The sequence below is a fragment of the Azospirillum sp. UENF 312511 genome (assembly GCF_058780635.1).
In genome coordinates this window covers 1,175,010-1,189,747 of record NZ_JBSNCG010000001.1, presented here as the reverse complement: position 1 = coordinate 1,189,747, position 14,738 = coordinate 1,175,010, and the positions used below count along the sequence as shown (strand labels likewise).

Below are 14,738 nucleotides of genomic sequence, written 5' to 3'. Positions count from 1 at the left end.
ATGACGCTTCGGCATGGTGGGACGGTGGCGCTTCTGGGCATGGCCGGGGCGCTTCTGGCGTCCTGCGCCACCGGGCCGGACCCGCAGATCGCCCGGCGCGCCCAGACCGAACTGGTGGGCATGCCGAAGGAAAGGCTGCTCGCCTGTGCCGGGGTTCCGGCGCGGCAGGCCCAGGCCGGCGGACGGGAATACTACACCTACGTCTCCGACCCCGGCGTGGCGATCAGTCCGCTCGGCGGCAGCAGCATCGGCGTCGGCGGTTTCGGAGGCGGCGGTTCCAGCGGCGTCGGTGTCGGGTTGGGATTCGGGCTCCCTCTCGGTTCTTCGTCTCCCGGCATGTGCGAGGCCACCTTCGTCCTGGGGCCGGGCGGGGTGGTGGAGCAGGTGTCCTACCCGGGCAACGCCTCGCTGTCCGCCTGCACGCCGATCGTCCAGAACTGTGTGCCGCCCGCCCCGCGGTGAACCGTCCCGTCCTGGCTGAAAGGGGGACTGTCGCCGGTTGCGGCCTTGCCGTATCGTCCGGCTATGGCTTGGCTGTGAAAAAAAGCAGGGGAGGACCACGTCATGGACATGAGCGGCAGCCAGCGCATCACGGCCCCGCGGGACAAGGTGTGGGCGGCGCTGAACGACCCGGACATCCTTCGCCAGTGCATTCCCGGCTGCGAGGAGGTGCAGAAGACCTCCGACACGGAATTCACCGCGAAAGTGGTCGCCAAGGTGGGACCGGTCAGCGCCAAGTTTTCCGGCAAGGTGACGCTGTCGGACCTCGACCCGCCCAACGGCTACACCATCACCGGCGAAGGCTCCGGCGGGGCCGCCGGCTTCGGCAAGGGCGGCGCCAAGGTCTCGCTGGAACCGGACGGCGAGGCGGCGACGGTGCTGTCCTACACCGCCCACGCCACGGTCGGCGGCAAGCTGGCGCAGATCGGTTCACGCCTGGTGGACGCCACGGCGCGCAAGATGGCCGACGATTTCTTCAACCGCTTCACGGCGGTGGTCGGCGGACCGCAGCCGGAAGCGGTTTCCGAACCGGTTGCCGGACCAGCCCCCGAGATGGTCGCCGTATCGGCTCCCGAAGCCGTTGCGAGGCCCACTGCCCAGAGTGCTGCCAGGAGCGGCGCCGCTCCACAACCGGTGACGCCCGCCGTCGCGGCGCCCGCGCCGGAAATCCCCATTCCGCTTCCCGCGGCCCGAGGGCGCGGCGGCTTCTATGTGCCCTGGGCGGCGCTGGTCGTGGTGGCCGTTCTTGTCCTTCTTCTCGCCTGGATGAAATAACCCGTATTTGGTGTTTGTGCTGTGGGCGCGACACGTTGGGGGGTTGGCCTTAACCACAGAATGTGTATGCTGCGCCCGAACCTGCCGGCATCCGAACGCCGGCTTCATCCGGAAGGGGGAATCTGACCAATGAACAAGCATATCCTGGGCGCCGCTCTGATCGCCGGCATTGCCATGGGCGCGGGCGCCGCGCAGGCCGCTGATGCCGCCGCCGGTAAGGACGTCTTCAAGCAGTGCATGGCCTGCCACACCGCCGAGCAGGGCAAGAACAAGGTCGGTCCGTCGCTGTTCGGCGTCGTCGGTCGCCCGGCCGCTTCGATCGACGGCTTCAAGTACTCCAAGCCGATGCAGGAGAAGGCCGCCGGTGGTCTGGTCTGGACCCCGGACAACCTGAAGGCCTACATCACCGCCCCGAAGGAAGTCGTTCCGGGCGGCACGATGGCTTTCGCGGGCATCAAGGACGCCGGCAAGGTGGACGATCTGATCGCATTCCTGGGCGAGCAGAAGTAAAGACGCCCGCGTTTCGGCGCGGGGGTGGGAGAGGGGCCGGAGGGGAAACCCTCCGGCCCTTTCCTTTTGCGTCAGCCTCGTCCGGTCAGCCGGCCGCCTCCAGGCTCTTGCTCGCCACCTCGAAGACGTCCGGCGACAGGCCCGGCGTGGCGACGATGCGCTCCAGTTCGGCCTTCATCAGGGCGCGTCGCGTCGCGTCGTAGCGGCGCAGGCGCGAGAAAGGACCGACCATGCGCGCTGCCACCTGCGGATTCATCGGGTCGAGCCGAAGAACCTGATCGGCGAGGAAGCGATAGCCCGCCCCGCTGGTGTCGTGGAAGCGCACCGGGTTGCCGCCCGCGAAGCCGCCGATCAGGGCGTAGACCTTGTTCGGATTGCGGATCTCGAAGGCGGGATGGGCGAGGAGCGCCGTCACCCGCTCCAGGGCGTCGGGCCGGTGCGAGGTCGCCTGCACGCCGAACCACTTATCGACAACCAGTGCCTCGCCCTTCCAGCGCTCGTAGAAGCTGGCGATGGCCTCGTCCCGCTCCGGCGCGTTGGAATTGCTGAGGAACTGGAGCGCCGCCATCACGTCGGTCATCGCCTGGGCGCCACGATACTGGCCGAGGCAGAGGCCAAGCGCCTCTTCGTCTTCCAGCGCCATCAGGTAGGCGAGGCACAGATTCTTCAGCGCGCGCCGCCCGATGGCGGCGGCGTCCACCGAGAACGGCTCATTGCCCGCGTTGCGGCGGTGCGTGTCGAGCCAGCCCGGCCGCAGCGCTTCGGCCAGCCGGCGGCGGGCGAACTCGCGCACGGCGTGGATGGCGTCGGGGTCGATCACCTCCATCTGCGTGCCGAGGTAGCTCTCGGTCGGCAGCACCAGGGCCTGCGCGGCGAAGGCCGGGTCCTGGTCGGCGTCCTTGAGGACGGCGCCCACCGCGTCGATGAAGCTCTGGGGCAGCGCCAGCTCCCGCCCGGCCTGCCGGTCGGCGACGAGGGAGAGCAGCAGCCGGGTCGCCAGCGTCTGCCCGGCCTCCCAGCGGTTGAAGGCGTCGCTGTCGTTGGCCATCAGGAAGGTCAGGTCGCCGTCCGTCAGGTCGGCCCGCAGCTTCACCGGGGCGGAGAAGCCGCGCAGCAGCGACGGAACCGGGCGAGCCGGCACGTCGACGAACGTGAAGGTCTGCTCGGCCTCGGTGATGTGCAGGGTGCGGCTGGTGCCGGCGGGTTCCGCCTCGCCCGTCAATCGCAGCGGCAGGTCCGCCCCGTCCGGACCGAGCAGCCCCATGACCAGCGGGATGTGCATCGGCTCCTTCACCGGCTGCCCGGGGGTGGGCGGCACGGTCTGTTTGACGGTCAGCCGGTAGGTCTTGGCCGCCTCGTCATAGGCGCCGGTGACGTCCAGTTCCGGCGTGCCGGCCTGCCGGTACCAGCGCTTGAACTGGGTCAGGTCCACGCCGGTGGCGTCGGACATCGCCGCCGCGAAGTCGTCGCAGGTGACCGCCTGCCCGTCGTGACGCTGGAAATACAGGTCCATGCCCTTGCGGAAGCCCTGCGGCCCCAGCAGCGTGTGGTACATGCGGATGACTTCCGACCCCTTGTCGTAGACCGTGGGGGTGTAGAAGTTGTTGATCTCCACATAGCTGTCCGGGCGCACCGGATGCGCCATGGCGCCGGAATCCTCGGGGAATTGCACGGTGCGCAGGCGCTGCACGTCGGCGATGCGCTTGACAGCCCGCGAATTCATGTCGCTGGAGAATTCCTGGTCGCGGAAGACGGTCAGACCTTCCTTCAGCGACAGCTGGAACCAGTCGCGGCAGGTGACGCGGTTGCCGGTCCAGTTGTGGAAATACTCGTGCGCCACCACCGCCTCGATGCCCAGGAAGTCCTGGTCGGTGGCGGTCTCCGGCTTCGCCAGAATGTATTTGGTGTTGAAGACGTTGAGGGACTTGTTCTCCATCGCCCCCATGTTGAAGTCGCCGACCGCGACGATGTTGAAGATGTCGAGGTCGTATTCCAGCCCGAACACCTCCTCGTCCCAGCGCATCGACTTGATGAGCGAGCGCATGGCGTGGTCGACCTTGTCCTCGTTCCCCGGTTCGACATAGATGCGCAGGGTGACGTCGCGGCCGGACGCGGTGCGGAAACGGTCCTCCTGGTGCACCAGGGTGCCGGCGACCAGGGCGAACAGGTAGCAGGGCTTGGGGAAGGGATCCTCCCACACCGCGCGGTGGCGCCCGTCGGGCAGGTCGCCGGATTCCATGAGGTTGCCGTTGGACAGCAGCACCGGATAGCGTGCCTTGTCCGCGGTGATCGTGGTGGTGTAGCGGGCCATCACGTCGGGCCGGTCGGCGAAATAGGTGATCTTGCGGAAGCCCTCCGCCTCGCACTGGGTGCAGAAGTTGCCGGAGGACTTGTAGAGCCCTTCCAGCGCGGTGTTCTCCTGCGGCTTGATGCGGACGACGGTTTCCAGCGTGAAGGTCTCCGGCACGCTGTGGACGGTCAGATGGTCCGGCGTGACGGTGTAATCGGCATCGCCCAGCGGCTGCCCGTTCAGCGCCACGGACATCAGTTCCAGCCGTTGCCCGTCCAGCGTCAGTGGCAGCGCCGCCGCGCCGTCGCACGCCGGGTTGCGCCGCAGCCCGAGCTGCGCGCGGACCGTGGTCACCTCCTCGCCGAGGTCGAAGAACAGATCGACCGTGTCGATCAGATGCGCGGGCGGGCGATAGTCCTGCAGGCGGATGGCCTTGGGCGTGCCTTTGTCCATGGGGCTTTTCTCTAACCTTGTTTTGGCCGTGTCGGCGTCGCGGAGACGGACTCTAGCATGGAGAGTGGGGACGCGGAGTGCCGTTGGACAGGGGGTGTTCCCCAACGGGAAACAACGGTGCCGCGCTTGTCGGCGATGTGGAGCGTGACTATCATGGAGCGTGGAGGTGGACGATGGGCAAAACCGTTCGTGTGAATGCCGAAATCAGCGAGGACCTCAACGCCAGCCTGCAACGGCTTGCGGACGAGCATGGCTGGTCCAAGGATGTTTTGATCGAACAGGCGTTGCAGGCCTTTGTCCGCACCGAAGAACAGTTTGCAGCGGCGGTTCAGGACGGCATCACCGCTTGGCGGGCCGGCGAGACGGTCGAGCATAGCGATGTCATCGCGGATTTCGAACGCCGCTATGGCCAAGCTCGATGAAGCAACCTCGCTGGACACAACCGGCGCGGAACGACTTTCTTGGCATTTGTGAGTGGATCGAGCAGCGGAATCCTGGCGCAGCGGGGATTGTTGGCCGCAAAGTACTGGACGCTGTTGAGCGCATCGGCGGCACGCCCAGGATCGGGCGGACCGGACGTGTCCCAGGAACGCGGGAACTGGTGGTTCCTGGCCTGCCTTACATCATCGTCTATCTGATCGATGGAGACGGAACGGACGATGCCGTTGCCATTCTCCGCATCATTCACGGCGCCATGCGTTGGCCTGACGAATAAAAAAAAGCCCCTGTCCAAACAGTACAGGGGCTTTTTCAACGGCGATCCGCAACCTCAGACGTGGAAGCTCTCGCCGCAGCCGCAGCGGCCCTTCTCGTTCGGGTTCTTGAAGACGAAGCCGGTCTGGAACTTGTCGTCGACGTAGTCCATCTCGCTGCCGATCAGGAACATCACGGCGGCGGGGTCAATCAGGACGGTGACGCCCTTATCCTCCACCACCTCGTCGAACTTCATCTTTTCCTTGGCGTACTGCACGTCGTAGCTGAGGCCGGAGCAGCCCTTCGCCTTCACGCCGATGCGCAGGCCGATGTAGTCGTCGGTCGCCTTGGCCATCAGCATCCGCACGCGCTCCGCGGCGGCGTCGGTGATGGAAAGGGCCTTGGGGAGAGAAGCCGTAGAAGCCGTAGCCATGGGGGATCTTCGCCTCCTTAAAACATGTCCAGTTGGACCCGCGCGACCTCGGACATCATGTCCTGGCGCCAGGGCGGTTCCCAAACCAGTTCCACCTTGCATGTGGTGACGTCCTCGACGGACTCAACCGCCTGCTGAACCTGCATCGGCAGTTCGCCGGCCACCGGGCACATCGGGCTGGTCAGGGTCATGTCGATCTCGACCTCGTTGTTCGGGCCGATGTCGACGCGGTAGATCAGCCCGAGTTCCCAGATATCCACGGGGATTTCCGGGTCGTAGCAGCTTTTCAGCGCCGAGATCACCGCCTCGCTCAGCGCGGCGCGCGGGTCGTAGGCGGCCTTGGCCGCGGCCATGTCCGCTTCGGTCTGGTTCATCGGCTTGGCCTCCGCGGCGTCGGCTTCCTTGGAGATCGCGTCATCGGGCATCGCGTTTCACCGTTTCCTGCAACTTACTCGCTGCTCGCCTTGTCCTCGCCTTCGATGGCCGCGTTCATCGCGTGCCAGGCGAGGGTGGCGCATTTCACGCGCACCGGGAACTGACGGACGCCGGACAGCACCATCAGTCGTTCCATGGCGTCCTCGTCCACCGGGCCGTGGTCGCCGTGGTCGTGGTCGTCCTTGGTGCAGAGGTCGTGGAAGGTCTCGAACAGGGCCTTGGCCTCCGCCTCGGTCTTGCCCTTGACCACCTCGGTCATCATGGACGCGCTGGCGGTGGAGATGGCGCAGCCGCGGCCCTGAAAGGCCACATCCTCGACCACCCCGTCCTTCAGCTTCAAGTAGACCATGAAGCGGTCGCCGCACATGGGGTTCTCCCCCTTGGCCTCCCGGTTGGCATCGTCGGGATGCCGGAAGTTCCGGGGGTTCTTGCCGTGGTCCAGGATCACTTCCTGGTACAGCTCGCGCAGTTCGTCCATCATGCTCCGAAGAACTCCTTCACCGCGATCACCGATTCGACCAGAGCGTCGGCTTCCGCCCGCGTGTTGTAAAGGGCGAAGCTGGCCCGCGCAGTGGCGCCGACACCGAAACGGTCCATCAGCGGCTCCGCGCAGTGGCGGCCGACGCGCACGGCGACGCCGTACTGGTCCACGATGGTGCCGAGGTCATGCGGGTGCACGCCCTCCAGCGTAAAGGAGATGATCGGACCCTTGCCCGGCGCGGTGCCGTAGACGCGCAGGCCGTCGATCTGGGAGAGCTGCTGCGTGGCGTACTGGAGCAGGTCATGCTCGTGCGCCGCGATGGCCTCGCGGCCCAGCGTCTCCATGTAGTCCAGCGCCACGCCCAGACCGATCACCTCGGTGATCGCCGGGGTGCCGGCCTCGAAGCGGGCCGGCGGGGCCTTGAAGGTGGTGCCTTCGAAGCTGACGCTCTCGATCATGTCGCCGCCGCCCTGGTAGGGGGGCATCTTCTTCAGCAGATCGTACTTTCCGTACAACACGCCGGTCCCGGTCGGGCCGTACAGCTTGTGGCCGGTCATGATGTAGAAGTCGGCGTCGATGTCCTGTACGTCCACCACGCCGTGCACCGCGGCCTGGCTGCCGTCGAACAGCACCGGCACGCCGCGCTCGTGCGCCATGCGGGCAATGATCTTGGCCGGAGTCACCGTGCCCAGCACGTTGGAGCAGTGGGTCATCGCCACCAGCTTCGTGCGATCGGACAGCAGGTCCTCGAAGGCGTTCAGGTCCAGCACGCCATGCTCGTCCACCGGGACGACGCGGATGCGGATGCCCCTGTCCATCTGGAGGAGCTGCCACGGCACAATGTTGGCGTGGTGCTCCATGACCGAGACGATGATCTCGTCGCCTTCCGAAAGGAAGGTCCGGCCATAGCTGTGGGCGACGAGGTTGACGGCCTCGGTCGCGCTGCGGGTGAAGACGATGTTGCGCTCCGACGGGGCGTTCAGGAAGCGGGCGACCTTGCGGCGGGCCTCCTCGAACTGGTCGGTCGCGGTCTGCGACAGGAAATGGACGCCCCGGTGGATGTTGGAATAATCCTCCTCCAGGAAGCGGGTCATGGCGTCGATGACCTGCCGCGGCTTCTGCGCGGAGGCGGCGCTGTCCAGATAGACGAGCGGCTTGCCGGGCTTGCCCTTCCGCTCGTGCACGGTGCGCGACAGGATGGGGAAGTCGGCGCGGACGCGCTCCACATCGAAGGTGGGGAGGGTGATCTGGGTGTCCATATCCGGGTCCCTCCTCAGCGCGCGTTCTGCCAGTCGGCGACGTAGCTCTGGAAGGCGTCGCGGACGCTCTCCTCGGCAATCTCCTCCAGCGCTTCGGACAGGAAGGCGCCGATCAGCAGGCCGCGGGCGGCCGCCTTGTCGATGCCGCGGGCGCGCAGGTAGAAGAGCTGGTCGTCGTCCAGTTCGCCCACCGTGGCGCCGTGGCTGCACTTCACGTCGTCGGCGTAGATCTCCAGCTCCGGCTTGGCGTCGATTTCCGCGGTGTCGGAGAGCAGGAGCGCGCGGTTCTGCTGGTAGCCATCGGTCTTCTGCGCGTTGGGGCGCACGATGATCTTGCCCTGGAAGACGGCGCGGGCCTGATCGTCGATCACGCCCTTGTAGACCTCGCGGCTGGTGCAGCAGGGCTTGGCGTGATCGATGAAGGTCGTGGTGTCGACATGCTGGCCGCCGCGCACCATGTAGGCGCCGCTGACATGCGTGTCGCCTTCCTCGCCGTCCAGGACGCTGTTCACTTCGTTGCGCGACAGCTTGGCGCCGATGGTCAGGATGAAGTTGTCGTAGACGCCCTTGCCGGCCACCTTCGCCGCGGTGTGCGACAGGTGGAAGGACTCCGCGTGCTCGCGTTGGACCTTGTAGTGGTGGACCGACGCGCCCTCGCCGACGAAGACCTCGGTCACGCCGTTCGACAGGGTGGTGCAGGAGCCCAGGCCGACGTGATGCTCGACGATCACGGCGCGGGACTCCGCCTCCGCGACGATCAGGCCGCGCGGGTGAAAGGCGGTCGGCTGCGCCTCGGAGCCGACGGAGACGAAGACCAGCTCGATGGTCTCGTCCACCGTGACGCCGCGCGGCACATGCAGGACCGGGCCATCCGCCAGGAAGGCGGTGTTCAGCGCGACCAGCGGCTGATCGTCCGGGGCGGCGATGCGGCCCAGATGCTCGGCCACCAGATCGGGCTTGCGCGTCAGGGCGTCGGCGAGGTTCAGAAGCTCGACCCCGGCCGGCAGGCCGATGGTGGAGGACAGCTCCGCCCGGAAGCGCCCATCGACGAAGACCAGCCGCGGTCCGGTCGTGCCCTCCGTGCGCACGGTCGGCAGCACGTCGAAGCGGACGGCCTCGCCGGTCACGGCCGCCGGCTGGAAGGCCAGCTTGTCGAGCGCGCGCAGATTGGTGTAGCGCCAGGACTCGTTCTTGACGGTCGGCAGGCCGAGCGCGGCGAAGCGGTCATGGCCCTGGCTGCGCAGGTCGGTCAGCCAGGACAGGCCGGTGCCGGGCAGGCCGTCCTTGACCCGGTCGAACTGCTCCAGGAAGGGCTTGGCCGCCGCCGGGTCGTAGCCCCGCGGTGCCTTGGTGAGGGTTGTCGTCGCCATGGTCAGGCCGCCTCGTTCACGCCGAACTCGGCGTAGCCGTTCTTCTCCAGCTCCAGCGCCAGCTCCTTGCCGCCGGAGCGCTGGATCTTGCCGAAGGCCAGCACATGGACATGGTCCGGCACGATGTAGTCGAGCAGGCGCTGGTAGTGGGTGATGACCAGCATCGACCGCTCCGGCGAGCGGAGCGCGTTCACGCCCTCGGCCACGATCTTCAGCGCGTCGATGTCCAGGCCGCTGTCGGTCTCGTCGAGGATGGCGAACTTCGGCTGGAGGACGGCCATCTGGAGCGTCTCGTTGCGCTTCTTCTCGCCGCCTGAGAAGCCGACGTTGACCGCGCGCTTCAGCATCTCGTCGGTCATGTTCAGCGCCTTGGTCTTCTCGCGCACCAGCTTCAGGAACTGCATGGCGTCCAGCTCCGGCTCGCCGCGCTGCTTGCGGATGGCGTTCAGGGCGGACTTCAGGAAGGTGGTGTTGGCGACGCCGGGGATCTCGACCGGGTACTGGAAGGCCAGGAACAGGCCGGCGGCGGCGCGCTCCTCCGGCTCCATCTCCAGCAGGTCCTTGCCGAAGAAGCTCACCGAGCCCTCGGTGATCTCATAGCCGTCGCGGCCGGCCAGCACGTAGCTGAGCGTGCTCTTGCCCGAGCCGTTCGGCCCCATGATGGCGTGCACCTCACCCGGGTTGATCGTCAGGTCGATGCCCTTGAGGATTTCCTTGCCGTCCACCGTGGCGTGCAGGTTCTTGATCTCGATCATCGTTTCTTCTTCCTTCGCGATACGGTGGGCGGTCAGCCGACGCTGCCTTCGAGGCTGATGCCGACGAGCTTCTGGGCTTCCACGGCGAACTCCATGGGCAGCTCCTTCAGCACTTCCTTGCAGAAGCCGTTGACGATCAGCGACACGGCGTCCTCTTCCGACAGGCCGCGCTGGCGGCAGTAGAAGAGCTGGTCCTCGCTGATCTTGGCGGTCGTCGCCTCGTGCTCGACGCGGGCGGTGCGGTTGCGGTTCTCGATGTAGGGCACCGTGTGGGCGCCGCACTGGTCGCCGATCAGCAGGCTGTCGCACTGGGTGTGGTTGCGGGCACCCTCCGCCTTCGGCAGGATTTTCACCAGCCCGCGGTAGGTCTGCTGCGCACGCCCGGCGGAGATGCCCTTCGACACGATGGTCGAGCGGGTGTTCTTGCCGATGTGGATCATCTTGGTGCCGGTGTCGGCCTGCTGGAAGTTGTTGGTGATGGCGACCGAATAGAACTCGCCCACCGAATTGTCGCCCTGCAGGATGCAGCTCGGGTACTTCCAGGTGATGGCGGAACCGGTCTCCACCTGGGTCCAGGAGATCTTGGAGTTGCGGCCGCGGCAGGCGCCGCGCTTCGTCACGAAGTTGTAGATGCCGCCGACGCCCTCCGCGTTGCCGGGATACCAGTTCTGGACCGTCGAGTATTTGATCTGCGCGTCGTCCAGCGCCACCAGCTCGACCACCGCGGCGTGCAGCTGGTTCTCGTCGCGCTGCGGCGCCGTGCAGCCTTCCAGATAGCTGACGTAGCTGCCCTCGTCGGCGATGATCAGCGTCCGCTCGAACTGGCCGGTGTTGGCCTGGTTGATGCGGAAGTAGGTGGACAGCTCCATCGGGCAGCGGACGCCCTTCGGGATGTAGACGAAGCTGCCGTCGGTGAAGACCGCGCAGTTCAGCGTCGCGTAGAAGTTGTCGGTGTAGGGCACGACCGAGCCGAGATACTTCTGAACCAGCTCCGGACACTTGTGCACGGCCTCGGAGATCGAGCAGAAGATGATGCCCATCTCCTCCAGCTTGGCCTTGAAGGTGGTCGCGACCGAGACGCTGTCGAACACGGCGTCGACGGCGATGGCCGGGCTCTTGCCCTCGGCCCCTTCGACGCCGGCCAGGATCTCCTGCTCGCGCAGCGGGATGCCCAGCTTCTCGTAGGTCTTCAGCAGTTCGGGATCGACCTCGTCCAGAGACTTTGGGCGGTCCTTCATCTTGGGCGCGGCGTAATAGTGCGCGTCCTGATAATCGATCGGCGGGTAGGACAGCTTCGCCCAGTGGCGCGGCTCCTCCATCTCCTGCCAGACGCGGAACGCCTTCAGGCGCCATTCGAGAAGCCATTCCGGCTCCTCCTTCTTGGCGGAGATGAAGCGGACGGTGTCCTCGTTCAGGCCCTTGGGCGCGACATCTGATTCGATGTCCGTCGTGAAGCCGTATTTGTACTTCTGCTCCGTGACGGCGCGGACCTGTTCGACGGTTTCGGTCGTGGCGGCCATGCTTGTCTCTCGTTCCCTGAAAGCGTTGTCCGATGAAGGCGCCGAAACGTCAGACGGCGGCGCGCCGTGCCGGGCTGGGGCCGGCTCCAATGCTGTCGAGCGGACCGGGTGGGCTCTCCGCCCAGGCGGGCGGTCCCATCATGTCGGCCAGCGTCACCTGTTCGAGCGCGCCGCGGATGGCGCTGTTGACCTTCTCCCAGCCGCCGCGCATCGGGCACAGGCGCTGCACGCCGCACTGGCTGTCGCCGCCCTCGACACAGGCGGTCAGCGCGATCGGGCCGTCGAGCGCCGTGATGATCTCGGCGATAGAGATTGCATCGGCGGCGCGGCTGAGCGCATAACCACCGGCGGCGCCGCGGTGCGAGGTCGTGAGGCCCGCCGGGGTCAGCGTCTTCATGAGCTTGGCGACCGTGGGGGAGGGCACGCCCGTGCGCTCCGCCAGATGGGAGACGGTGTGAACCGTGCCCACATGGCGCGCCATTTCGCTCATCACGACGATGGCGTAGTCGGTCAGCTTGCTCAGCCGGATCATGACCACCCCGATACAGGACTAAATTGGTCCTGATTAAGTGGCCATCATAGGACCTTTGTCAAGCGGAACCGGAGCGGGATAACCGGGAAAAACACTCGGGTATAAGGATGGCAGGCCTGCGCCCGGCGCACGCTGCGGCGAACTGTCGCGGGTGGACTCCACCCACGGGAAACTATGCGGGGTGGTCGGACAACGAAAAACCGGCCCCGCGGTTGAGGCCGCGGGGCCGGTGCAGTCAGCGTGGAACCCGAAGGGAGCCGACGGGAGAAGCCGGATCAGCCCGGCTTGCGCGCCTCTTCCCGGGCCGCGTCGCTGGCCGCGCTCACCGCGTCGCCGACCTCTTCCTTCGCGGCCTCGACCGCCGCGCGGGCGGCGCGGGTGCCGCGGTCCATGGCGTCGAGGGCCATCTCCTTGGCGCGGCTCGTCGCCTCGTCGGCGTAGTCGCCGACCCAGCGGTCCTCATAGCGCGATGACGGGATGCTGGCGCCGAGCGCGGCGCCGAGCGCGACGCCCATGATGCCGGCGACCATCGGGTGGTCGTCCACCATCTCCCAGAAACGTCCGGTCGCGCTGTGCAGCCGGTCCGATGCCCGGAAATGGCTGGCGCCACCATGGTTGCCGCCATGGTTGCCGATGTGGCTGTCCACGCGGCTGCTCATGTCCCGGCGCATGTCGTGCGCCCGGTCACGGGCTTGATCGGTCAGCCCGCGCACGCGGTCGCCGGCCTCGTCCACGGCGTCGCTCGCCCGCTCGTAGACGTGGCTCGCCGCATCGCTGGCGCGCTCGTAGGCGTGGCTGGCCGCCTCGCGCACGGTGCCGCCGGCGCTGTAGAAGGTGTCGCGGGCGTACTGCGCGGCGCTGCCGGCGCGGTCGCGGACGTTGTGCATCGCGCCGCTGCGCGCGATGCGCCGGTCGTAGCCCGAGGCGGTGAGGGCCAGCCAGCCCAGACCGATGCCGATCATGGCGAGCGGAATCGGGTTGCTGCGCATGGTCTCGCCGACCGAGTGGGACCGCTGGTGGGACTGGTTGCGGATCGGCTCGTAGTAGCGGTCCTGGGCGCGTTCGCCGTAGCCGCCGGTGGTGGTGTGCATCCGGTTCATGGTCTGCTCCATCAGGTGACGGGGAGCGAGCCGCGCGGTCTTTCGCTTCAGGACCTGGATCGTGTCGCCGATCCGGGCCTGGCGTTCGCGGATCTCCCGTTGCATCGCGTCGTAGTCGCGGGGCGTTTCGCGCCCCTTTTCACCGCCGTTCCTTGACCCCTCGCTCATTGGGCCGCTCATCGGGCAAGCTGGGAGCGGGCCCAGCGCTTGTCGTCACGCAGCGTCTCGATGGTGCGCTGCGGCTGGAGATTCTCCGGACTGAGCCGCTTCTTGCCGATCATCGCCAGCACGCCGCCGATGATCAGCACGACGGCCCCGACGATGACGGCGGCCAGCCAGGGCTCGATCACCTTCGACAGGGCCAGCACCGCCGCGGCCAGCAGGACCAGAACGCCCGCGAAGGCGATCAGTCCGCCGGCGACGACATAAGCCGCGCCGCCCGCCGCCTGTCCGGCCTTCTCGGTCAACTCGGCCTTGGCCAGCTCGATCTCGGTGCGGGCGAGGTTGGTGGTCTCCCGCGCCAGATCGGCGAACAGGCCGGCGATGGGACGGTCTTGCCGCGGATCGTAGGAACGGTCCTCCGCAGCGCTCATGGTTTGATCCCCTGGATCGGGTTGTTGCTGGACACCGGCTTGGACTCGGTGGTGCTGCCCTGTGTGGAACCGGGTGTGGAACCGGGCGTGGCGCTGGGCGTGGTGCCGGCGACCATTTCGGCGGCGTCACGGGTGCGGGCGGCGGTGGTCGCCGCGGTGGCGGTGTTCAGCGGACGCGGGCTCTCCTGGTTGCGGCCGATCCCGCCGCCGGCCGACGTTATCGCCGTCGCCGACGTCATGCCGGAGGAGGCGATGCCGGACGACAAGCCAGCCCTCGGGCGCACCGCGCCGGTGCTTTCCGAGGAGGTCGCGCCGCCGATGCCGCCGGTTCCTGTCCGGCGATGGCCGGCGAGATCATGGTCGGTGCGCAGGGCCTCCTGTCCGGCGCGGTCGGCGCCACGCAGGCCGAAGTCACGGTAGTCGTGATGGTCCTGGTCATGACCGCCACGGCTGCGGTCGTGCCGGGCATAGCCGCCGGTCAGATGCGACGACGACGCGCCACGAAATCGCCGTTCTCCGGAGCTTTTGACGAAGCGGGCGAACAGGAAGCCCACGGCGAAGGCCGCGCCGACGAAGACCTCCGGCTGACGCCGCGCGAAGCGCTCCACCTGACCGACCATGTCGTCCACGGTGGAGTTGCGCAGCATGTCGGCCACCCGCTCGACGCGGTCGGCGGCCTGCCCGGCGTAATGGGCGGCGGTGCCGTTGTTCTCGTCGTTCAGCTGCTCCGCGGCCTTGTGCAGCGCGTTGGCGACGCTGCCCAACTGGTCGGCGGCGCGGTCCGTCTGCGTCTCCAGAAGCGAGCGGATGCGGCCCTGCGCGGCGCCAAGGGTGTCGCGGCCGGCATCGGCGGCCTCGCCGGCCATGCGGTTGATGTCGTCGGAGGAACCCCGGTTTTGCGAACGGTCGTTCCCCATTCCCGTGTTCGCTCCACTGCTTGCCATCGGGTCCGGCGTCTTGCGGTTCGGTTCGCCGGTGCCCAACGTATCGCGGTCTGCCATCTGTTTTCCTCCTCGGGGGTCGGCTGCGGGTCTGTGCC

Annotated in this window: 17 protein-coding genes; 5 read left to right on the top strand and 12 right to left on the bottom strand. The window is 67.3% G+C overall.

The window, feature by feature from the left end; genetic code table 11:
* The 3 genes from ACWPN7_RS05435 (at nucleotide 1) to ACWPN7_RS05425 (ending at nucleotide 1,785) form a co-directional block, all read left to right on the top strand.
* Nucleotides 1-462 (top strand): hypothetical protein, encoded by a 462-nt coding sequence (locus ACWPN7_RS05435; protein WP_040134058.1) that lies wholly within the window; start codon nucleotides 1-3, stop codon nucleotides 460-462.
* Nucleotides 463-564: 102 nt separating this feature from the next.
* On the top strand, nucleotides 565-1,275 hold the full coding sequence (locus tag ACWPN7_RS05430) for an SRPBCC family protein (RefSeq protein ID WP_407823887.1): 711 nt from the start codon (nucleotides 565-567) through the stop codon (nucleotides 1,273-1,275).
* Nucleotides 1,276-1,404: 129 nt separating this feature from the next.
* The gene (locus ACWPN7_RS05425; RefSeq protein WP_035676169.1) at nucleotides 1,405-1,785 is read left to right on the top strand and encodes a c-type cytochrome; all 381 of its coding nucleotides are present in this window, start codon (nucleotides 1,405-1,407) and stop codon (nucleotides 1,783-1,785) included.
* A gap of 85 nt (nucleotides 1,786-1,870) precedes the next feature.
* Here ACWPN7_RS05425 and pepN read toward each other — a convergent pair whose 3' ends face one another.
* Complete coding sequence (pepN, locus tag ACWPN7_RS05420) at nucleotides 1,871-4,528, bottom strand: aminopeptidase N (protein WP_459196812.1); 2,658 nt, start codon at nucleotides 4,526-4,528, stop codon at nucleotides 1,871-1,873.
* A 173-nt stretch (nucleotides 4,529-4,701) separates the two neighbouring features.
* On the opposite strand from pepN, the gene ACWPN7_RS05415 reads away from it, so the two are divergent.
* Both ACWPN7_RS05415 and ACWPN7_RS05410 read left to right on the top strand, forming a co-directional pair.
* Entirely contained in the window at nucleotides 4,702-4,950 is a 249-nt protein-coding gene (locus tag ACWPN7_RS05415) for a CopG family ribbon-helix-helix protein (protein WP_103039095.1), read from the top strand.
* Nucleotides 4,947-5,243: a type II toxin-antitoxin system RelE/ParE family toxin gene (locus ACWPN7_RS05410; protein WP_145700253.1), complete on the top strand. Its 297-nt coding sequence runs from the start codon at nucleotides 4,947-4,949 to the stop codon at nucleotides 5,241-5,243. The genes ACWPN7_RS05415 and ACWPN7_RS05410 overlap by 4 nt, the downstream gene beginning before the upstream one ends.
* Nucleotides 5,244-5,297: 54 nt before the next feature.
* Here ACWPN7_RS05410 and ACWPN7_RS05405 read toward each other — a convergent pair whose 3' ends face one another.
* The 11 genes from ACWPN7_RS05405 to ACWPN7_RS05355 form a co-directional block, all read right to left on the bottom strand.
* The gene (locus ACWPN7_RS05405; protein WP_014197143.1) at nucleotides 5,298-5,654 is read right to left on the bottom strand and encodes a HesB/IscA family protein; all 357 of its coding nucleotides are present in this window, start codon (nucleotides 5,652-5,654) and stop codon (nucleotides 5,298-5,300) included.
* A gap of 17 nt (nucleotides 5,655-5,671) precedes the next feature.
* Entirely contained in the window at nucleotides 5,672-6,079 is a 408-nt protein-coding gene (locus tag ACWPN7_RS05400) for an iron-sulfur cluster assembly protein (RefSeq protein WP_014197142.1), read from the bottom strand.
* 23 nt (nucleotides 6,080-6,102) lie between these two features.
* The gene (sufU, locus tag ACWPN7_RS05395; protein ID WP_014197141.1) at nucleotides 6,103-6,570 is read right to left on the bottom strand and encodes a Fe-S cluster assembly sulfur transfer protein SufU; all 468 of its coding nucleotides are present in this window, start codon (nucleotides 6,568-6,570) and stop codon (nucleotides 6,103-6,105) included.
* On the bottom strand, nucleotides 6,567-7,829 hold the full coding sequence (locus tag ACWPN7_RS05390) for a cysteine desulfurase (RefSeq protein ID WP_040134064.1): 1,263 nt from the start codon (nucleotides 7,827-7,829) through the stop codon (nucleotides 6,567-6,569). Before ACWPN7_RS05390 ends, sufU begins: the two co-directional genes overlap by 4 nt.
* 14 nt (nucleotides 7,830-7,843) lie before the next feature.
* Nucleotides 7,844-9,199: a Fe-S cluster assembly protein SufD gene (sufD, locus tag ACWPN7_RS05385; protein WP_459196811.1), complete on the bottom strand. Its 1,356-nt coding sequence runs from the start codon at nucleotides 9,197-9,199 to the stop codon at nucleotides 7,844-7,846.
* A gap of 2 nt (nucleotides 9,200-9,201) precedes the next feature.
* Nucleotides 9,202-9,954: a Fe-S cluster assembly ATPase SufC gene (gene sufC, locus ACWPN7_RS05380; protein WP_040134065.1), complete on the bottom strand. Its 753-nt coding sequence runs from the start codon at nucleotides 9,952-9,954 to the stop codon at nucleotides 9,202-9,204.
* 32 nt (nucleotides 9,955-9,986) lie between these two features.
* Nucleotides 9,987-11,474 (bottom strand): Fe-S cluster assembly protein SufB, encoded by a 1,488-nt coding sequence (gene sufB, locus ACWPN7_RS05375; RefSeq protein WP_137105143.1) that lies wholly within the window; start codon nucleotides 11,472-11,474, stop codon nucleotides 9,987-9,989.
* Nucleotides 11,475-11,523: 49 nt separating this feature from the next.
* Nucleotides 11,524-12,006, bottom strand: a complete 483-nt coding sequence (locus ACWPN7_RS05370; protein ID WP_349620320.1) for an SUF system Fe-S cluster assembly regulator — start codon at nucleotides 12,004-12,006, stop codon at nucleotides 11,524-11,526.
* Nucleotides 12,007-12,281: 275 nt separating this feature from the next.
* Nucleotides 12,282-13,274 (bottom strand): hypothetical protein, encoded by a 993-nt coding sequence (locus ACWPN7_RS05365; protein WP_063922674.1) that lies wholly within the window; start codon nucleotides 13,272-13,274, stop codon nucleotides 12,282-12,284.
* Nucleotides 13,275-13,282: 8 nt separating this feature from the next.
* Entirely contained in the window at nucleotides 13,283-13,699 is a 417-nt protein-coding gene (locus ACWPN7_RS05360; RefSeq protein ID WP_040134066.1) for a phage holin family protein, read from the bottom strand.
* Nucleotides 13,696-14,700: a hypothetical protein gene (locus ACWPN7_RS05355; protein ID WP_200475248.1), complete on the bottom strand. Its 1,005-nt coding sequence runs from the start codon at nucleotides 14,698-14,700 to the stop codon at nucleotides 13,696-13,698. The genes ACWPN7_RS05360 and ACWPN7_RS05355 overlap by 4 nt, the downstream gene beginning before the upstream one ends.
* Nucleotides 14,701-14,738 lie beyond the last annotated feature (38 nt).